Source organism: Neoroseomonas oryzicola (assembly GCF_012163135.1).
GTDB classification, from domain to species: Bacteria; Pseudomonadota; Alphaproteobacteria; order Acetobacterales; family Acetobacteraceae; genus Neoroseomonas; species Neoroseomonas oryzicola.
In genome coordinates, this window is record NZ_JAAVUP010000003.1 from 223,715 (window position 1) to 242,080 (window position 18,366).

General features: G+C 74.2%; 16 protein-coding genes. 12 read left to right on the plus strand and 4 right to left on the minus strand.

Going from position 1 to position 18,366, the window contains the following annotated elements:
• The first annotated feature begins 7 nt into the window (after positions 1-7).
• The 3 genes from GWK15_RS12620 to GWK15_RS12630 all read left to right on the plus strand — a co-directional run bounded on the left by GWK15_RS12620 (position 8) and on the right by GWK15_RS12630 (position 2,951).
• On the plus strand, positions 8-664 hold the full coding sequence (locus GWK15_RS12620) for a thiamine phosphate synthase (protein ID WP_338147243.1): 657 nt from the start codon (positions 8-10) through the stop codon (positions 662-664).
• A 172-nt stretch (positions 665-836) separates the two neighbouring features.
• The gene (locus tag GWK15_RS12625) at positions 837-2,273 is read left to right on the plus strand and encodes a porin (protein WP_168041687.1); all 1,437 of its coding nucleotides are present in this window, start codon (positions 837-839) and stop codon (positions 2,271-2,273) included.
• Positions 2,274-2,390: 117 nt separating this feature from the next.
• On the plus strand, positions 2,391-2,951 hold the full coding sequence (locus GWK15_RS12630) for a DUF3576 domain-containing protein (RefSeq protein WP_168041688.1): 561 nt from the start codon (positions 2,391-2,393) through the stop codon (positions 2,949-2,951).
• A 222-nt stretch (positions 2,952-3,173) separates the two neighbouring features.
• Here GWK15_RS12630 and GWK15_RS12635 read toward each other — a convergent pair whose 3' ends face one another.
• Complete coding sequence (locus tag GWK15_RS12635; RefSeq protein WP_168041689.1) at positions 3,174-4,244, minus strand: alpha/beta fold hydrolase; 1,071 nt, start codon at positions 4,242-4,244, stop codon at positions 3,174-3,176.
• Positions 4,245-4,341: 97 nt separating this feature from the next.
• On the opposite strand from GWK15_RS12635, the gene leuS reads away from it, so the two are divergent.
• The 3 genes from leuS to holA are packed head-to-tail and all read left to right on the plus strand — an operon-like array spanning position 4,342 to position 8,477.
• Positions 4,342-6,948: a leucine--tRNA ligase gene (gene leuS / locus GWK15_RS12640; RefSeq protein WP_168041690.1), complete on the plus strand. Its 2,607-nt coding sequence runs from the start codon at positions 4,342-4,344 to the stop codon at positions 6,946-6,948.
• Positions 6,938-7,447, plus strand: a complete 510-nt coding sequence (gene lptE, locus GWK15_RS12645) for an LPS assembly lipoprotein LptE (protein WP_168041691.1) — start codon at positions 6,938-6,940, stop codon at positions 7,445-7,447. The genes leuS and lptE overlap by 11 nt, the downstream gene beginning before the upstream one ends.
• 4 nt (positions 7,448-7,451) lie before the next feature.
• Positions 7,452-8,477 (plus strand): DNA polymerase III subunit delta, encoded by a 1,026-nt coding sequence (gene holA / locus GWK15_RS12650; protein WP_168041692.1) that lies wholly within the window; start codon positions 7,452-7,454, stop codon positions 8,475-8,477.
• Positions 8,478-8,551: 74 nt separating this feature from the next.
• Here holA and GWK15_RS12655 read toward each other — a convergent pair whose 3' ends face one another.
• Complete coding sequence (locus GWK15_RS12655; protein ID WP_168041693.1) at positions 8,552-9,622, minus strand: class I SAM-dependent methyltransferase; 1,071 nt, start codon at positions 9,620-9,622, stop codon at positions 8,552-8,554.
• 294 nt (positions 9,623-9,916) lie between these two features.
• Here GWK15_RS12655 and GWK15_RS12660 point away from each other — a divergent pair, with 294 nt between their 5' ends.
• Complete coding sequence (locus GWK15_RS12660) at positions 9,917-10,351, plus strand: anti-virulence regulator CigR family protein (RefSeq protein WP_168041694.1); 435 nt, start codon at positions 9,917-9,919, stop codon at positions 10,349-10,351.
• Between the two features lie 91 nt (positions 10,352-10,442).
• Here the strand turns inward: GWK15_RS12660 and rsmI are convergent, their stop codons facing one another.
• Positions 10,443-11,282 (minus strand): 16S rRNA (cytidine(1402)-2'-O)-methyltransferase, encoded by an 840-nt coding sequence (gene rsmI / locus GWK15_RS12665; protein ID WP_408891894.1) that lies wholly within the window; start codon positions 11,280-11,282, stop codon positions 10,443-10,445.
• 134 nt (positions 11,283-11,416) lie between these two features.
• On the opposite strand from rsmI, the gene GWK15_RS12670 reads away from it, so the two are divergent.
• Positions 11,417-12,472, plus strand: a complete 1,056-nt coding sequence (locus GWK15_RS12670; RefSeq protein WP_168041696.1) for a penicillin-binding protein activator — start codon at positions 11,417-11,419, stop codon at positions 12,470-12,472.
• Between the two features lie 16 nt (positions 12,473-12,488).
• Complete coding sequence (locus GWK15_RS12675) at positions 12,489-13,868, plus strand: ATP-binding protein (protein WP_168041697.1); 1,380 nt, start codon at positions 12,489-12,491, stop codon at positions 13,866-13,868.
• A 113-nt stretch (positions 13,869-13,981) separates the two neighbouring features.
• Here GWK15_RS12675 and mutL read toward each other — a convergent pair whose 3' ends face one another.
• Positions 13,982-15,769: a DNA mismatch repair endonuclease MutL gene (gene mutL / locus GWK15_RS12680; protein WP_168041698.1), complete on the minus strand. Its 1,788-nt coding sequence runs from the start codon at positions 15,767-15,769 to the stop codon at positions 13,982-13,984.
• Between the two features lie 214 nt (positions 15,770-15,983).
• Here mutL and GWK15_RS12685 point away from each other — a divergent pair, with 214 nt between their 5' ends.
• Genes GWK15_RS12685 through GWK15_RS12695 form a run of 3 tightly spaced genes read left to right on the plus strand, consistent with a single transcriptional unit; the run spans position 15,984 to position 18,309 of the window.
• A complete protein-coding gene (locus GWK15_RS12685) occupies positions 15,984-16,625 on the plus strand; it encodes a CDP-alcohol phosphatidyltransferase family protein (protein WP_168041699.1) in 642 nt (213 codons plus the stop codon).
• Entirely contained in the window at positions 16,622-17,599 is a 978-nt protein-coding gene (locus GWK15_RS12690; protein WP_168041700.1) for a phosphatidate cytidylyltransferase, read from the plus strand. The genes GWK15_RS12685 and GWK15_RS12690 overlap by 4 nt, the downstream gene beginning before the upstream one ends.
• On the plus strand, positions 17,599-18,309 hold the full coding sequence (locus GWK15_RS12695) for a lysophospholipid acyltransferase family protein (RefSeq protein ID WP_168041701.1): 711 nt from the start codon (positions 17,599-17,601) through the stop codon (positions 18,307-18,309). Before GWK15_RS12690 ends, GWK15_RS12695 begins: the two co-directional genes overlap by 1 nt.
• Positions 18,310-18,366: the final 57 nt, after the last annotated feature.

The following is an 18,366-nucleotide window of genomic DNA, read 5'->3' on the forward strand; positions in this document are numbered from 1 at the left end:
GCGGGCCGTGGCCCTGCCCCCGTCCATCGCCGCCGCGGCGCGCGCCTGCCGCCCGCCCGCCCGGCGCGGGCGGCGCCTGCCCGCGCTGTGGCTGTTCTCCGATCCGGTGCGCCTGCCCGACCCGCGCGACGCGGCGGCGGCGCTGCCGCGCGGGGCGGGGGTGGTCGCGCGCGGCGCGATGCCCGTTGTCCTGGCCGGGCTGGCGCAGGTCGCGCGGCGCCGCGGTCTGGCGCTGCTGGTCGGCGGCGACGGAAGGGCGGCCCTGGCCGTGGGCGGCGGGCTGCACCTGCCCGACCGGCGCGACGCGGCCGGGGTGCTGCCCTTCCTCGCGGCGCGGCGCGCCGGGCGGCCGGGGGCGGTACTGACCCTCGCGGCGCATGGCGGGGCGCGCGCGGCGGCGCGGGCGCGGCGGCTGCGGCCCGACCTTGTTTTCCTGTCGCCCCTGTTCCCGACCGCCAGCCATCCGGGCGCGCCGGTGCTGGGGCCCTTGCGCTGGCTGGCGGCGGCGGCGGCGCTGCGCCGGGCGGCCGGGGTGGGTGCGGCGGCGCTGGGCGGTGTGGCGGCGGGGACGGCGCGGCGCGCGCCGCGGGGCGCCGCGGGCCTCGCCGCGATCGGCGGGCTGGCGCAACAGGCTGTGGCCGCCTCGCCACACTGTCTCAGGTAAGTCGCGGCCGCGGCCTCTGCGCCGTTGCCCCCCGGGCAGAGGCCGGGACATATTCGGCCCAGGCCACGACGCTGTCCTTCCGTCTTCATTGGGGGAAGCGGCGGCGGACCTTGTCCGGGGGGGCAGGGCGGCCCAGGGAACTGCCGGTTCGCCGGCGATGAGGAGGACTAGAATGCGCAAGATTCTGCTGGGGACGACCGCCGTTGCCGGCGCCGCCCTGCTGGCGCCGGCGGCTTTCGCCCAGGCACCGGTGACGACGGCTCCGGGCAGCCTGGCCGGCAACAACCAGGTTGGCACGCAGGGCGTGACGGCCCCCTCGCCCGCCATTGCGGCGGCGAGCGGCCTCGCGGTCCGCATCGGCGGCTACTTCGACTTCTCCGCCGCGATGATCTACGACGACTGGGATCAGGCCCGGTCGCGCATCCAGGGCGGTGCTGCCAACGGCGGCGCGCCGAACGCCCAGCGTCGTTCGCGCTATGACTTCCGCAACGACCTCGAGCTGTACATCTTCGTCGACGGCCGCGCCGCCAACGGGATGACCTACGGCGCGAACTTCGAGTTCCAGATGGACAACATGGGCGGCGCCAACGTCGCCGGGTCCAACGGCTCGGGTTCGGGCGTCGACCTCGACGAGGCGTGGGGCTACATCGCCTTCCCGAACCTCGGCACGCTGCAGTTCGGCCAGCAGGACAACGCGGCCTCCCAGCTGCAGGTCCGCGCTCCGTCGGCCGGCCTGGTCGGCACGGACGGCGACTGGTACGACTTCATCGTGACCGCCGGCCTGTTCTCGGGCGCCTACATCGCCTCGGGCATCAACGACGGCAACGACGCGACGAAGGTCATCTACCTGTCGCCGCAGTTCGCGGGCTTCGACTTCGGCCTGTCCTACGCGCAGAACTCCTACGAGGGTGAGCGCCAGGACCAGCCGACCTCGACGCTGGCGCAGCAGCGTGACCGCACCTCGCTCGAGAACGAGATGTCGGCCGCCCTGCGTTACCGCGGCACCTTCGGCCCGGTGGGCGTGAACGCCGGCCTGGGCGGCATGTGGGCCAACTCCGGCGCCCTGACCGCGACCGGCGCCCCGACGGGCAACCTGCGCGGCCAGAACGTCACCGCCTACACGGCCGGCCTGACCTTCTCCGCCTACGGCTTCGCGGTCGGCGGCGAGTACACCTTCGGCCAGTACAACGGTTCCTCGGTGGGCCGCTCGGCTCTGAACCCGGGCCTCGACGACAGCTACCACTGGGTTGTCGGCGCGACCTACACGATGGGCCCGCTGCTGATCGGCGCGAACTTCGCGCAGGGTGAGCAGGACAACGGCATCCAGTCCTCGACCACGGGTGGCGTGACCACGTACCGCAGCCTGGCGGATCGCAAGCACACCATCTGGGGCATCGGCGCGGTCTACACGCTCGCCCCGGGCCTGGCGCTGTACGCGATCTACCAGAACGTCAACGACGAGAACATTCCGACGGGCGCCCCGTCGAACGCGCGCTACCTCGCCGCCCCGGCGAACGGCGCGACGGCGGGCACCACGCTGGCCTCGTTCGATGGCAGCAACACCCGCACGATCAACGTCGGCATGCTGGGCATCCGCCTCGCCTTCTGATCGTCAGATCGGCTGATACCGCGGGGGCGGCAGGGGAAACCCTGCCGCCCTTCGCATTTTCAGGGGCCTCCCCCCGGGCTTTGCAGCCGCGCGGTTCCGGCGCTACAACCCGCGGCCATGACCGTTGCCCGCCAGCCCCTCGTCCGGACCGCCTTGCTCGCCAGCGCCCTGATCGGGGTGCTCGCCGCATGCTCGGCATCGGACAGCATCCGAGACGTCAACCTGAACGAGTACAACTCGGGCAGTGGCCGCGACCGCGTCCGCGGCCGCCTGACCGGGCAGGACGACGGCATCGTGCTGTTCGGCACGGCGCGGACCCCGCGGCCCGGCGAGGCCGACACGGGCGGCGGCGGGCTCGGCGTCAATGCCTTCCTGTGGCGCGCGACGCTCGACACGCTGACCTTCATGCCGCTGGCCTCGGCCGACCCCTTCGGCGGCGTCATCATCACCGACTGGTATTCGCCGCCCGGCGCGGGCGCGGAGCGCTTCAAGGCGACGGCCTACGTTATGGGCCGGCAGCTGCGCTCGGACGGCGTGCGCATCTCGGTGTTCCGCCAGGTCCGGCAGGGCAACAACTGGGTGGACGCGATCGTGGCCCCCTCCACCGCCGCCGAGCTCGAGGACCGCGTCCTCACCCGCGCGCGGGAACTGCGCAGCCAGTCGACCGGCGCGCGCTGAGGCGCCGCCTGCCCTGGCGCCGATCCCGGCCAGGCAGCAGCGCTCCATTGGACGAAGATGCCCGGCCGGAGCACGGGGCCCCAGGCATCGCCCCGAGCCATGGCGAAGGGTCCCGGCGCTGGAGCCGCTTCCGTTCGCCGTGGCTCACGGCAACGCCTCCAGGCTTCTGTTGTCGCGCGCATCGTCACCCGATCAGGCGGTTCCACCTGACCGGGATGCGCGCTAGCCCCCCGTGCAGGGCGCCCGGCGCAGCCCGCGCGCGGCCCCGGCCTCCGGCGCCTGGACCAGCGTCAGCAGGCAGGGCCCCTGGTTGCGCGTGAAGCGCCAATCCGCCGCCCCGTTGTGGCCCTCGACCGGCAGGTCCGGGAACAGCGCCACGGTCGGCACGCGGCGCGTCGCGGCGCGTTCCTCCAGCAGCCGCGCCCTGGCGGCGGGATCGGGGTCGAAGGGGTCCTTCTCGAACAGCGCGACCGCGAGCCGCGGCCCGTCCGCCGGCAGCGCGGCGAGGATGCGGCGGAAATCCTCGAGCGCGGCGGGCAGGTTGTTCGGCCGCGCCGCCTCCCCATGCGATCCGGGCGCGAAGGCGAGGACCGCATGGACCAGCTCCGGCCGCTCCGCCGCCGCCATGATGGACTGCCAGCCGCCGCGCGACTGCCCGGCCAGCACGATGCGCCGGTAGCCGGCCTCCCGCAGCAGGGGCAGGGCGCGCAGCATCGCCGGCAGGGTGGTCGCGAGCGTGTCCTCCGCCGGGTCGCGGTCGAAGCGGACCACATCCCAGCCGGCATCGTTGAGCATGGCGATCGCGCCGGGGATGGGGGTGCCGCGCCGGTCGGCCGTGGGGCCGCCATAGCCATGCGACCACAGCACCACCCCGGCGGCGGCGGAAGGGCCGTGGCGGAACATCAGCGGCGCGGCGCGGAAGGGCCCGATGCGGGCCTCCACCGGGCGGAAGGCGGGGCCGGGATGGCCGGTGACCGTCCCGTCCAGGGCGAGGATCCGGCAGCTGCCGCCGGCGCCGAGGGTGCGCGCCGCATCGGCGTCGCAGGCCGTCTGCAGCTCGCGCTGCGCGGTCGCGGCATCGGGGCGGGCGGACAGGAAGCGCCAGGTCGAACGCCCGTCGGGCGCCGAGGCGAGCGCAAAGCCCGCATGCGCCACGGCGCCGCGGTAGTGGAGGGTGAAGCCCGTGACGGTCGAGGCCCCGCGCGCCGGCCCGAGGCTCGCCACCGAGAAGAGCGCACGATAGGCCGCGAAGTCGGTGTTCGGGTCCTGCGCCTCGGCGGGGGCAGCCAGCACCGCGAAAAGGGCCGCGAGACCTAGGAATCCGCCCCGCCAGCGCTTATGCATCCGTCTCTTCTCTCCGCTACGGCCAGGCACGAGACGCGCGCGCGCAATGAACGACATTCCCGCTTCCCAGGACAAGGCTGCCCCCCGCTACGACTTCCGCGCCGCCGAGCCGCGCTGGCAGGCCGCGTGGGACGAACGCGCCTGCTTCGCGGTGCCCGACGTGCCGCCGGCCGAGGCCAAGAAATACTACGTGCTCGAGATGTTTCCCTACCCCTCGGGCAAGATCCACATGGGGCATGTGCGCAACTACACGCTGGGCGACGTGGTGGCGCGCTACAAGCGCGCGCGCGGCCACCTGGTGATGCACCCGATGGGCTGGGATGCTTTCGGCCTGCCGGCCGAGAACGCGGCGCGCGAGCGCGGCACGCATCCGGCCAAGTGGACCTACGCGAACATCGCCAACATGCGCGAGGAACTGAAGCGCATGGGCCTGTCGCTCGAATGGGCGCGGGAATTCGCGACCTGCGATCCGGAATACTACGGCCAGCAGCAGAAGCTGCTGCTCGACTTCTGGAAAGCGGGCCTCGTCGAGCGCAAGGAATCCTGGGTGAACTGGGATCCGGTGGACGGCACCGTGCTGGCGAACGAGCAGGTGATCGATGGGCGCGGCTGGCGCTCCGGCGCGCTGGTCGAGAAGAAGAAGCTCTCGCAGTGGTTCCTCGCCATCACGAAGTTCGCGCCGGACCTGCTGGAGGCGCTGGGCGGCCTCGACCGCTGGCCCGAGCGCGTGAAGCTGATGCAGTCCAACTGGATCGGCCGCAGTGAGGGCGCGCGGCTGAAGTTCGCGCTGACCGCGCCGGTCGACGGCATGGCGGATGTCGAGGTCTTCACGACGCGCCCGGACACGCTGTTCGGGATGTCCTTCCTTGCCGTCGCGGCGGAGCATCCGATCGCCGCCGCGGCCGCGGCGCGCGATTCCAAGGCGGCTGACTTCGTCGCCGAGTGCCGCAGCATGGGCACCTCGGAAGCCGTCATCGAGCAGGCCGAGAAGAAGGGCTTCGACACCGGCTTCCGCGTGAAGCATCCCTTCACCGGGCAGGAATACCCGGTGTGGATCGCGAACTTCGTGCTGATGGAATACGGCACGGGGGCGATCTTCGGCTGCCCGGCGCATGACCAGCGCGACCTCGACTTCGCGCGGAAGTACGGGCTGTCGGTGACGCCCGTCGTGCTGCCGAAGGGCGCCGATCCCGCGACCTTCGCCGTGGGCAACGAGGCCTTCACCGACGACGGCACGGCCTTCAACTCGGGTTTCCTCGACGGGCTCGACGTGGCGGCGTCGAAGCGGCGCGCGATCGCCGAACTGGAGAGCCTCGGCGCCGGCCAGGGCGTGGTGAACTGGCGCCTGCGCGACTGGGGCGTCTCCCGCCAGCGCTACTGGGGCTGCCCGATCCCCTTCATCCATTGCGACGATTGCGGCGTGCAGCCGGTCCCCGACGACCAGCTGCCGGTGCGCCTGCCGGACGACGTGGATTTCTCGAAGCCCGGCAATCCGCTCGACAACCATCCCACCTGGAAGCACGTCGCCTGCCCGAACTGCGGCAAGCCGGCGCGGCGCGAGACGGACACCTGCGACACCTTCGTCGATTCGTCGTGGTACTTCGCGCGCTTCTGCTCGCCGCGCGCCGCCGTGCCGGTGACCAAGGCCGCGGTCGATGCCTGGCTGCCGGTCGACCAGTACATCGGCGGCATCGAGCACGCGATCCTGCACCTGCTCTATTCGCGCTTCTTCTCCCGCGCGATGAAGGAAACGGGGCACCTGTCCGTCGAGGAACCCTTCGCGGGTCTCTTCACCCAGGGGATGGTGCAGCACGAATCCTACAAGGGTGCCGACGGCCGCTGGCTCTACCCCGAGGAGGTGGAATTCTCCCTCGCGGCGGACGGCACGCGCAGCGCGGTGGTGAAGGGCGGCAACGAGCCCGTCACGATCGGCCGCGTCGAGGCGATGTCGAAGTCCAAGCGCAACACCGTCGATCCCGGCGCGATCATCGCGAAGTACGGGGCGGACACGGCGCGCTGGTTCATCCTGTCGGACAACCCGCCCGACCGCGACATGGAGTGGACGGAATCCGGCGTCGCCGGCGCCTACCGCTTCACCCAGCGCGTCTTCCGCATGGTGGAGAACGCGCTGCCGTCGCTGCCGCCCGCCGGCACGACGCCGGAGGCCGAGGGCCGCGCGCTGCGCCGCGCGACGCATCGCTGCATCGCGACGGTGACCGAGGCACTGGAAACCTTCGCCTTCAACGTCGCGGTCGCGCGGCTGTACGAATTCGCCAATGCGATCGAGGCGGCGAAGGACGCGCCGGGTGGCGCGAAGCGCGAGGCGCTCGAGATGCTCGCGCGCCTGGCCGCGCCGATGATGCCGCACCTGGCGGAGGAAGCCTGGTCGATGCTGCGCCCCGGCGATGGCTCGCTGGTCGCGCAGATGGCCTGGCCCGAGGCCGACCCGGCGCTGCTGGTGGCCGAGAGCGTGACGCTCGCCGTGCAGGTGCTGGGCAAGCTGCGCGCGACCATCGAGGTGCCGGTCGGCGCCGGCGAGGAGGCGATCTTCGCCGCCGCCGAGGCGGAGGAGAACGTGCAGCGCGCGATCGCCGGCAAGCCGATCCGCAAGCGGATCCACGTTCCGGGCCGGGTGGTGAACATTGTCGTCTAGGCGCGCGATCCTCGGCCTGCCGGTCCTCGCGCTGGCGGGCTGCGGCTTCCACCCGATGTACGGGAACAACCCGCGCGCGGTGGCGACGGCGCGCGGGCTGGAGTCGGTGCGCGTCGGCCTCATTCCCGAACGCAACGGGCAGCTGCTGCGCCGGCGGCTCGAGGAACGGCTTGGCGCGACCGGCCTGCCGCAATACGACCTGCGCGTCGGCCTCGGCTACGGCATCGAGCAGCAGGGATTCCGCAGCGACGGCTCGCCGAGCCGCGTGCGGATCACCGCGACGGCGCAGTGGTACCTCTACGACACCAACGTTCCGCCGCGGCTGGTCGCGACCGGCACCGACCGCGCCTTCGACGCCTACAACATCCCCGAGAACCAGTTCTTCGCCGCCGATGCGTCCCGCCAGGCGGCCGAGCGCCGGCTGGTCGACCAGCTCGCCGAGGACATCGTGCGGCGGCTCGCGGTCCGCTTCGAATCCGGTCCGCCGCAGGCCGGCTGAGCCCATGGCGAAGGTCGATGCGCGCCGGATCGCTGCCGTGCTGGCCGATCCCGGGCCCGCGCGCCTCGTCCTGATCTTCGGCGAGGATGGCGGCCTGGTGCGCGAGCGCGGCGAGGCGCTGACCCGCGCCATCGCCGGCGACGACCCCTTCCGCCTGGTCGAGATCCCGCGCGAGCAGGCGGCCAAGGACGCGACCCTGCTCGCCGCCGAGGCGGCGACGCCGGCGCTGACCGGCGGGCGGCGGCTGGTGCGGGTGCGCGATGCGACCGATGGCCTCGCCAATGCCGCCAAGGCGGTGCTGGCGGGCAACGGCCCCGGCGTCGTGCTGCTCGAGGCCGGGTCGCTCGACGGCCGCAAGGGCCTGCGCGCGGCGCTCGAGAAGGCGGGGCCCGAGGCGGCGGTGATCGCCTGCTATGCCGAGACCGGCCCGGCGCTGGAGGCGTCCATCACCGCGCTGCTGCGCGAATTCGGCGTCGGCGCCGATCCGGCCGCGGTGTCGTGGATGGCGCAGCGGCTCGGCGAGGACCGGCTGGTGATGCGGCGGGAATGCGAGAAGCTCGCGCTCTATGTCGGCGCCGGCGGGCGGGCGACGGAGGAGGACGTGCTGGCCTCGCTCGCGGAGGGCTCGTCGCTCGACCTCGATGCCGCGCTGCTGGCGGCGACCGAGGGCGATGCCGCGCGCGCCGACCGGGCGCTGGACGCGGCCTTCGCCGAGGGCGCGGCGGCGGTGCAGGTGGTGCGCGGCGCGCTGCGCCACGTCCAGCGGCTCGAGGTCGCGGCGCAGGCCGTGGCGGAAGGCGCGAGCGTGGCCGATGCCGTGGGCGGCCTGCGGCCGATGGTGTTCTTCAAGGCGCGCCCAGCCTTCGAGCGCGCGTTGCGGCTGTGGAAGCCCGAGATGCTGGCCCGCGCGGGCGCCGCGCTGCTGGAGGCCGAGCGCGCGACCAAGACCACCGGCACGCCGGACGAGGCCGTGGCCCGGGCGGCGGTGATGGGCCTGGCGCGCGAGGCGGTGCGCGCCCGCCGCGCCTAGTCAGGTGACGGGTTCCGAGGGCCCTTCGGCCCTCGGCGGGGAGGTGCGGAGGGGCGGTGCCCCTCCGCCGCGCGTCACGCCCGCGCCTCGATCACCATGTTGAACGGCGTCTCCGCCGCCACCCGCACCTGGCCGAACCCGCCTTCCCGGATCACCTCCGCGATCCTGCGCGGCCCGGCCTGCGCCCCGAGCCCCGCCTGCCCCGGCTGGTTCAGCGAGGCCGGCGTGCAGATCATCGCCGAGGCCGCGTAGTAGACCCGTCCCACGGGGTTCATGTTCTCCGGCAGGGAGTTCCCCGCGCGGGGTTCGACCACCATCAGCGTGCCGTCCCGCGCCACCGCCCCGCGCAGGCTGCGCGCCGCGCCGGCCGGGTCGCCCATGTCGTGCAGGCAGTCGAACATGCAGGCGAGGTCGAAGCCCTTCGCCGGCAGGTCCTGCGCCGAGGCGACCTCGAAGCGCACGCGGTCGGACAGCCCCTCGCGCGCCGCCTGTTCCCGCGCCGTGGCGACCGAGGCCGGGTGGTAGTCGAAGCCGGTGAAGCGCGACTTCGGATAGGCGCGGGCCATGATCAAGGTGGAGGCGCCGTGCCCGCAGCCGACATCGGCGACCTCCGCCCCGCGTTCGAGCTTCGCGGTCACGCCGTCGAGCGCCGGCAGCCATTCCTGCACCAGGTGGTGCTTGTAGCCGGGGCGGAAGAAGCGCTCTGTGCCGTGGAACAGGCAGGTGTCGCGCTCGTGCCAGCCGAGGCCGCGCCCGTTGCGGAATCCCTCGGCGATGCGCGGCTCGTCGCGCCAGGCGCTGGCGACGACGTTGTAGCCGCCGGCGAGGAAGACCGGGCTGTCCTCATCCGCGAAGACCATCGCCTGCTCGGGGGACAGTGAGAACATCCCGCTCGACGGGTCGAAGGTGACGTAGCCGCTCGTCGCCTGGGCTGCGAGCCACTCGCCCACCAGCCGCACCGAACACCCGGTCGCGGCGGCGAGCCGCTTCGCATCCGTCGGCCCGAGCTCCCGCATCGCGCGGTAGAGGCCGAGCCGGTCGCCCATCATGATGGTCGCGCCGGCCATGGCCGCGCCCATGTCGGCGAGCATCTTGCCCATGAAGAGGTCGAGGGCGGTGGGTTCCGCCGGGGCCGCGGCGCTCATGACGCACCACTTCCGCCGCCGGGACCGTGAAGCCGCAGCACCTGGTCGCGCATGGTCTGTCTCCCTTGTCCGTTCGCCTGTGGTGGCGCGCGGGGCGGGAGGGGCGCGCAAGTCCCGTCCGGGGGAACCGCCGGGCGGGGTGTCGGCACCCCAGCCGTCGCGCAGGCGGAACGTAGCGCGGCGGGCGCGCCGAAAGCGCGGCGAAAGGGCGCGCGCGGCCTTCAACCGGGCGATGCGTGCCGCGGCACGTACCGGCCGTTGCGGACCGGCCGGCGGTGGCGCGATCATGGCGCCATGATCGACCGACGCCTTCTCCTCGCCCTTTCGCTGCTGCCGCTGGCCGGTCGCGCCCATGCCGACCCGCCGCCCGGCCGCGGCCAGGGCCGCGGGAACCAGGGTGGCGGACAGGGCCAGGGCCAGGGCCAAGGGCAGGGGCGCGGCAGCCAGGGCGGCGGCCCGCCGGGCTTCGCGCCCGACACCTCCTCCCTGGTGCGGAACTGGCAGGTGGCCAATCCCGGCTGGTCGCCGCGGCCGCTGCCGCCGGGCCAGATGCGGCAGCTGGCGCGTGGCCGCCCGCTGCCGCCCGGCATCGCGCGCCAGCAGGTGCCGCCCGGGCTGGTGTCGCAGCTGCCGGTCTACCCCGGATATTCCTACGCGATGATCGGCACCTCGCTGGTGCTGCTCGGAAGCAACAACCTCGTCGTCGACATCGTCGCGAATCTGTTCTGATACCCCGGCCACGAAGGCTTCGCCTTCGTCGCCCCGGCATCGGATGTCCGTTCCGCGCGCGGCCGGCCCCTCAGCCCCGCGGCACGACCGGTCAGCCGCCCTCGCCCGCGATGGCGATCGCGCGGGCGTAGACCTCCCGCCGCTTCAGCCCCGTTGCCTCGGCCACGCTCGCCGCGGCGTCGCGCAGGCTCATCCCGGTCGCGAGCGCCGCGCGCAGCGCCGCTTCCAGGTCCTCCGGCCCCGCCGCCGCCTCTTCCGGGGCCGGGCCGACCACGACGCAGATCTCGCCCCGCGCCTCGGCGGTCGCATAGTGCGCCGCGAGATCGCCGAGCGAGCCCCGCCGCACCTCCTCGAACCGCTTGGTCAGCTCGCGCGCCACGGCGGCCGGGCGATCCGCGCCGAAACCCTCGGCCATCGCCGCCAGCGCCTCGCCCAGCCGGTGCGGCGCCTCGTAGAAGACCAGCGTCGCCGACAGCCCCGCCCGCTCGATCCCGCGCAGCCGGGCGATCTCCGCCGTCCGCGGCCCCGCCTTGGCCGGCAGGAAGCCCAGGAACAGGAAGGGATGCGGCGGCAGCCCCGACAGCGCGAGCGCGGTGACCGCCGCATTCGGCCCCGGCACCGCCGAGATCGTCACCCCCGCCGCGATCGCCGCGCGCACCAGGCGGAAGCCCGGATCGCTCACCAAGGGCGTCCCGGCATCCGAGACCAGGGCGAAACGCTCGCCCGCGATCATGCGTTCGACCAGCCGGGGGGCTTGCGCGGCCTCGTTGTGTTCGTGCAAGGGGATCATGGTCGCCGCGATGCCCTGCCGCGCGAGAAGGCCGCCCGTCACCCTGCTGTCCTCGCACAGCACGGCGTCGGCCTCCTTCAGCGCGGCGAGCGCCCGTGGCGAGATGTCGCCGAGATTGCCGATCGGCGTCGCGACGAGCACCAGGGCCGGCCGTCCGGCCGGATCACCGGGAGGATCCAGGGACCGTGTCTTCGCTGCCTCGCCTTCGCCTCCCACGCCGCCTCTCCGCACTTGCCGTCCTGGCCCTTGTGGGCCTCGCGGCCTGCGCGGAGCAAGTGCGCCAGCCGGTGACCGGCCCGCTGCAGGAACCGCCGCGCAACCGGATCGCGCTGCTGCTGCCGCTGTCGGGCCCGCAGGCGCCGCTCGGCAACGCCATGCAGCAGGCGGCGGAGCTCGCGCTGTTCGAACGCGGCAACCGCCAGGTCGACTTCCTGCCGATGGACACCGGGGGCACCGCCTCGGGTGCCGCCGCCGCCGCCCGCCGCGCGCAGGGCCAGGGCGCGCGGATCATGGTCGGCCCGCTCACCGCGGCCGAGACCTCCGCCGCCTCCGCCCCCGCCCGCGCCGCGCGCATCCCGATCATCGCCTTCACCAACGACGCCGCGCAGTCCGGCCCGGGCGTGTGGACCATGGGCGTGACGCCCGCGCAGCAGGTCCGCCGCGCCATGGGGGCCGCGATGGCGAACGGCGCGCAGCGCTTCGCGCTTCTCGCGCCCGACGACGCCTTCGGCCGCGCGCTCGCCGCCTCGATGCGCCACATGGCGACCGAATGGGGCCTGCCCGAGCCGGTCATCGTGCTCCATGCCATCCGCGCCAATCCCTCGGCCGCGGCGCAGGAACTCGCCAATCGCGGGTCGAACGGGATCGACGCGGTGATGCTCGGCAGCACCGGGCAGCAGGCGCGCCAGGTCGCCGCGGCGCTCGGCCCGGCGGGGCTGAACAGCCCGGCGCCACGCATCCTCGGCCATGCGCTCTGGGCCAATGATGCCGGCCTTGGCCAGGAGCCGGCGCTGCACGGCGCCATCTTCGCGGCACCCGACCCGGCCAGCCGCCAGCGCTTCGATGCGCGCTACGAAGGCGCCTTCGGGGAGCGCCCGCCGCGCCTCGCCGGCGTCGCCTACGATGCGGCGGGCGTCGCCGCGCGGGTGGTGCTGACCCCGCGCGGCCAGACCGGCCCCAACACCGGCGAGGTCTTCGACGGCGTCGACGGGCCCGTGCGCCTGCAGCCCGACGGCGTGGTCCAGCGCGGCCTCGCGCTGTTCGCCGTCGAGCCCTCGGGCGAGCCGCGCATGGTCGAGCGCGCGCCGACGCCGGGGGCCGCCGGGTCCTGATCCGGCCCCCCGCCGCATGACCGGCGAGGCGCCCCGTCCCGTGGTCTGGCTGCGCTCCGCGCTTGTCGTCGCAGGCGTGCCGGCGGTGGCGCTGCTGGTGCTGATGGCGACCGGCGAACTCGCCGCCGCGCCGGGCCTCGTCGCGCTGGCCGTGACGCTCGCCGCCGGGGCGGCGGTCGCGCGGATCTGGCTCGGCGCGCTGGGCGGGCTCGCGCGCCGCATCCGGGCCGCCGCGGCCGGGGACGGCCTGCCGGACCTGCAGGTTGCGCCGCTGCTGCCCTCGGTGCAGGCGGTCGCCGACGGGGTGACGCGCCTTGCGCGCAGCCTCGCCGAGCGCAACGCCCAGGTCGACCTGCTGCGCCGGGCCGACGCGGCGATCCTCGAGGCCCTGCCCGACCCGCTGCTGGTGCTGTCGGCCGCGCGCATCCCGCTGCGCGCCAACCGCGCGGCGCGCGAGCTGCTGGGGCCCCCGCCCTCCGGCCCCGCGCCCGCCGATGCCGCCGCCCTGCTGCGCCACCCCGCGCTGGCCGAGGCGTTGGACAAGGCGCTCGCCGCCGGCGCCCCGGCGACGGCCGACGTGTTGCTGCCGGTGCCGGTCGCGCGAGATGTCGCCGCGCACATCATCCCGATGGACCCCCCGCTGGCCGATGGCGGGCGCGTCATCGTGCTGCTGTCGGACCGCACGCGCGAACGCGCCATCGAGCGCATGCGCGCCGATTTCGTCGCCAATGCGAGCCACGAACTCCGCACGCCCCTCGCCAGCCTGATCGGCTTCATCGAGACGCTGCGCGGCCCCGCCGCCGACGACCCGGCGGCGCAGCAGCGCTTCCTCGGCATCATGGCCGAGCAGTCCGACCGCATGCGCCGCCTGATCGACGACCTGCTCGGCCTGTCGCGCATCGAGATGGCCGAGCACCAGGCCCCCGCCGGCCGCGCCGACGTCGCCGCCGTCGCGCGGGCCGAGGCGGATGCGATGGCCCCGCTGCTCGCCGCGCGGAAGGCGAAGCTGGTCCCCGAGATCGCCGAGGCCACCGCGGCGCCCGCCGATGCCGACCAGGTCGCGCAGGTGATCCGCAACCTGCTGGACAACGCGATCCGCCATGGGCGGGAGCGTGGCCAGATCCGCCTCGCGGCCGGGCCCGGCACGGCGCCGGACGGCCGCCGCGGCGTGACGATCGCGGTGACGGACGACGGCCCCGGCATCCCGCGCGAGCACATCCCGCGCCTGACGGAACGCTTCTACCGCGTCGACAAGGGCCGCGCGCGCAGCGCTGGGGGCACCGGCCTGGGGCTCGCCATCGTCAAGCACATCGTGAACCGCCACCGCGGCACGCTGGCGATCGAGAGCGAGGAAGGCACCGGGACGACCTTCCGGGTGTGGCTGCCGGGGGGGTGAGTGCCCCCCAGCGTCCCGGCCCGCCGGGTCGAGGCCGCGAATTGCCGCGCGCTACGAAGCCAGCCATCGCGGATGCGGCCTGCCCGGCGCCTGAGCGGGCCGGACGGCGCCTCTCACCTTCTTCCGAACATCCGCTCCAGCGCCGCCGCATCCAGCCGCAGCACCGTCGGCCGTCCATGGCTGCAGGTCGCCGCCCGCGGCGTCGCCTCCATCGCGCGCAGCAGCGCGTCCATCTCCGCCGCCGTCAGCCGCCGCCCCGCCCGCACGCTGCCGTGGCAGGCGAGCCGCGCCACCGCGGCATCGAGCCGCTTCTGCAGCGACGCCGCCTCCCCGAGTTCCGCCAGTTCCTCGGCGAGGTCCTTCAGCAGCGGTGCGGGCTCGGGATTGCCCAGCAGCGCCGGCAGCCCGCGCACCAGCACCGCCCCCGCGCCGAACCCCTCGATCTCGAGCCCGAGCCGCGCCAAGTCCTCCGCATGGTCCAGCAGGCGTTGCGCCTCCCGCGCGCCGAGGTCCACCACCGCTGGCAGCAGCAGCGGCTGGGACCGCACGCCGCCTTCGAGCAACTGCGCGCTCAGCGCCTCATGCGTCAGCCGTTCATGCGCCGCGTGCTGGTCGACCAGCACCAGCGCCCCGTCCGGCGCCTCGGCGACGACATAGGTGTCGAGGAACTGCGCGATGGCGCGGCCGAGCGGATGCGTCTCCGGCGCGCGTTCGGTCAGCAGCACCGGCCGCGGCGGCGCGACCGGCGCCAGGCCCAGCGCGCGCTGCACCGGCACCGGCGCGGGTGGTGGGGTCAGCGGGACGAAGGATTCCGCGAAGCCCATGGACGACATCGGTTCCGGCGGCACCGCGGGCGTGAGCGCCGGCATCGCGACCGCCGCCCCGGCGCCCACCGCCAGCGCCCGCCGCAGCGCATTGATCAGCGTGCCGCGCACGCCATCGCCCTCGCGGAAGCGGAGCTCCGTCTTCATCGGGTGGACGTTCACGTCCACGCTTTCGGGCGGCACGTCGAGGAACAGCGCGGCGGCCGGATGCCGCCCCGCCTCGATCACGTCGCGATAGGCGACGCGCAGCGCGACGCGCAGCAGCGGATCGCGGACCGGCCGGCGGTTCACCACCAGATGCTGCGCCATGGTGGTCGGCCGCGTGTAGGAGGGGAGCGCCGCCAGCCCCCGCAGGTCGAGCGACATCCCGACGGCTTCGACCGGCACCGCCGCGGCGGCGAAATCCGGCCCCAGCACTTGGCGGATGCGGGTCTCCCAGTCGGTGCCGGGCAGGTTCAGCGCCTCGCGCCCGTCATTCTCGACGCGGAAGCTCACGCCGGGCCAGGCGAGGGCGAGGCGCCGCACCGCCTCGACCGCATGCTCGGCCTCGGTGCGCGGGTGGCGGAGGAACTTCCGCCGCGCGGGGGTGGCGAAGAAGAGGTCGCGCACCTCGACCCGCGTGCCCGGCGCGCCCGAGGCCGGGGCGACCTCGCTGACGCGGCCGCCCTCGACCGCGATGCGATGCGCCGCGCCGTCCTGGGGCCGCGAGGTGATGGTCAGCCGCGCCACCGCGCCGATGGAGGGCAGCGCCTCCCCCCGGAAGCCCAGCGTCGCGATGCGGAACAGCGTCGCTTCCTCGGGCAGCTTCGACGTCGCATGGCGTTCCACCGCCAGGGCGAGGTCGTCCGCCGACATCCCGCACCCGTCATCCTCGACCAGGATGCGGTCCATCCCGCCGCCCTCGAGCACCACGGAGATGCGCGACGCCCCGGCGTCGAGGGCGTTCTCCACGATCTCCTTCACCGCCGCGGCCGGGCGCTCGACCACCTCGCCGGCGGCGATGCGGTTGGCGGTGGTCTCGGGCAGGCGGCGGATCGCCGGGCGGGGGCGCGACTCGGCCGGGGGGACGGAGTCCATGGGTCCGTTCTTAGAGCATCTTCCGACCCGCCGGAATCGGCACCGGCCCCCAACCGCGGTGTCCGTGATGGGGGCGCGGGCCGGCGACCCCGCCCGGAAAACCCCCGCCTTTCGCACGCCACCGCCGCGTGGCCCATGTTACAGCCCTGCAGCGCTTCCTTCCGGCATGGGGGCGCGCTGCGCCATCTTCGGGGCGCAGGGTGGGGGGTGAGGCATGGTGAACGAAGCGGACCGGCGGCCGATCGCGGCGCGCAACCTTGGCGCGACGCAACGCATGGCCGCGGCGCTGGTGGCGCGCGGGGCCTCGCCCAACGGCATCTCGGTGGCCGGGATGGTCGCGGGCCTGGGCGCGGGCCTCGCCTTCGCCGCCGTCGCCTGGTGGCCGGGGGTGGCGACCCTGCTCTGGCTGCTCGGCGCCCTGCTGGTCCAGGCGCGGCTGATGGCGAACCTGCTCGACGGCATGGTCGCGATCGGGCGCGGCGTCGCCTCGCCGGTCGGCGAGCTCTACAACGAGGTCCCCGACCGGGTCTCCGACACCGCGGTGCTGATGGGGCTCGGCGTGGCCGCCGGGTCGCTGGCGCTGGGCATCGGCGCCGCGCTCGCCGCCATGCTGACGGCCTATATCCGCACCACCGCGAAGGCCGCCGGCGCCCCGATGGATTTCGCGGGGCCGATGGCCAAGCAGCACCGCATGGCGCTGGCCACGGGCCTCGCCGTCTGGTGCGCCGTCATCCCCGGCGAGATCGGCGGCCCCGCGGCGGTCTGGGCCGTGCTGGTCGTCATCACGCTGGGGTCGGTGTTCACCGCCTGGCGGCGCCTCGCCCGCGCCGCCGCCGCGCTGGAGGCGAAGCGATGATCCGCCAGGCCGCCTTCGACCATCCCGTCACCGTCGCGATCGTCGGCGCGACGGCGGGCGTGCTCGCCTTCGCGGGCCTCGTGATCGGCGTGATGACGCTGCTCGGCCGCGGCACGCCGGAACTGCGGCGCGAATTGTGGCTGCGCACCGGATCCTGGTGCCTGCTGCTGCCGCTGATGATGGGCCCGGTGCTGCTCGGCCGCGAATGGGTGATCGGCGCGGTGACGCTGCTCGGCATCGCCTGCCTGCGCGAATTCGACCGCGCCACCGGCCTGTTCCGCGAACCGCTGGTCACCGCCATCGTGGTGATCGGCATCCTGGCCGCGAACTTCGCGGCGCTCGACCACTGGTATGGCTTCTTCGTCGCGCTGTGGCCGCTGACGGTCGGCGTCATCACCATCGGCACCATCCCGCTCGACCGCCCGGCGGGCTACGTGCAGCGCACGGCGCTCGGCATCCTCGCCTACATGCTGTTCGGCGCCGGCCTCGCGCACCTGTCCTTCATGACCAACGAGCCGGGCTACCGGCCGATCCTGCTGATGCTGCTGACCACCGTCGCGCTGTCCGACGTCGCCGCCTTCACCTTCGGCAAGCTGATCGGCGGTCCGAAGCTGTGCCCCGCGACCAGCCCGAACAAGTCGATCTCGGGCGCGCTCGGCGCGCTGACGGTCACGACCATCCTCGTCGCCACGCTCGCGTCCTTCATCTTCCGCGGCACGCCGATGGCGCAGCCGCACTGGCTGATCCTGTTCGGCCTGATGGTCGGCATCGGCGCGCAGGCCGGCGACCTGATGCTGTCCTCGATCAAGCGCGACATCGGCATCAAGGACATGGGCACGATCCTGCCCGGCCATGGCGGCGTGCTGGATCGCTTCAACTCGCTGCTGCTGGTCGCCCCGGCCGCCTTCCACTTCATCCAGTTCTTCGTCGGCTTCGGCATGGGCCAGCCGGCGCGGCTGATCACGGGTCCCTGATGGAATTCGACCTCCGCCCCGCACGCGACCACGGGCTCGAGGGCGCCGACCGCCTGAAAAGCCTCTCGCGCGAGCGCGGCCTCGGCAGCCTGATCCTTGGCCGCGCCTGGCGCACGGTGCTGCGCGGCTACATGCGCGCCTTCCATCGGCTCGAGGTCACGGGGCGCGAGAACCTGCCCTCGCCGCCCTTCGTCATCGTCGCGAACCATTCGAGCCACCTCGACGCGCTGACGCTGTCCGCCGTGCTGCGGGGCGAGGCCGCGCGCCGCGCGCATTCGCTCGCGGCCGGCGACACCTTCTTCACCTCGACGCTCGGTTCGGCCTTCGCCGCCTATGCCGTCAACGCGCTGCCGATCTGGCGCAAGCGCACCCGCCCCAGCGAGATCGCGACGCTGCGCGAGCGCCTGGTGCAGGATCGCCTCGTCTACATCCTGTTCCCCGAGGGCACGCGCTGCCGCGACGGCGTGATGGCCGGCTTCCAGCCCGGCATCGGCGCGCTGGTGGCGGGCACCGAGGTCCCGGTCGTGCCGTGTTTCCTCGACGGCGCCTTCGCCGCCTGGCCGCCGACGCGGAAATACCCGCGTCCGGGGAAGCTGCGCCTGACCATCGGTGCGCCGGTCCGCGCGCAGGACCTGCCATCGACCCGCGCCGGCTGGGAGGAGACCGCGCAGCGCTGCGAGGCCGCGGTCCGCGCCCTCGCGGCCCGCTGAAAACGGCCCCCCGCCCGCGCTCCCGAAAACCGGTTTCCAAAGGCCCTTCGGCCTTTG

Excerpts from the sequence above, each read along its gene's own strand:
- GWK15_RS12625 (WP_168041687.1), top strand. The coding sequence starts at position 837 with ATGCGCAAGATTCTGCTGGGGACGACCGCCGTTGCCGGCGCCGCCCTG.
- GWK15_RS12630 (WP_168041688.1), top strand. The coding sequence starts at position 2,391 with ATGACCGTTGCCCGCCAGCCCCTCGTCCGGACCGCCTTGCTCGCCAGC.
- leuS (WP_168041690.1), top strand. The coding sequence starts at position 4,342 with ATGAACGACATTCCCGCTTCCCAGGACAAGGCTGCCCCCCGCTACGAC.
- holA (WP_168041692.1), top strand. The coding sequence starts at position 7,452 with ATGGCGAAGGTCGATGCGCGCCGGATCGCTGCCGTGCTGGCCGATCCC.
- GWK15_RS12655 (WP_168041693.1), bottom strand. The coding sequence starts at position 9,622 with ATGAGCGCCGCGGCCCCGGCGGAACCCACCGCCCTCGACCTCTTCATG.
- GWK15_RS12660 (WP_168041694.1), top strand. The coding sequence starts at position 9,917 with ATGATCGACCGACGCCTTCTCCTCGCCCTTTCGCTGCTGCCGCTGGCC.
- GWK15_RS12675 (WP_168041697.1), top strand. The coding sequence starts at position 12,489 with ATGACCGGCGAGGCGCCCCGTCCCGTGGTCTGGCTGCGCTCCGCGCTT.
- mutL (WP_168041698.1), bottom strand. The coding sequence starts at position 15,769 with ATGGACTCCGTCCCCCCGGCCGAGTCGCGCCCCCGCCCGGCGATCCGC.
- GWK15_RS12685 (WP_168041699.1), top strand. The coding sequence starts at position 15,984 with ATGGTGAACGAAGCGGACCGGCGGCCGATCGCGGCGCGCAACCTTGGC.
- GWK15_RS12690 (WP_168041700.1), top strand. The coding sequence starts at position 16,622 with ATGATCCGCCAGGCCGCCTTCGACCATCCCGTCACCGTCGCGATCGTC.
- GWK15_RS12695 (WP_168041701.1), top strand. The coding sequence starts at position 17,599 with ATGGAATTCGACCTCCGCCCCGCACGCGACCACGGGCTCGAGGGCGCC.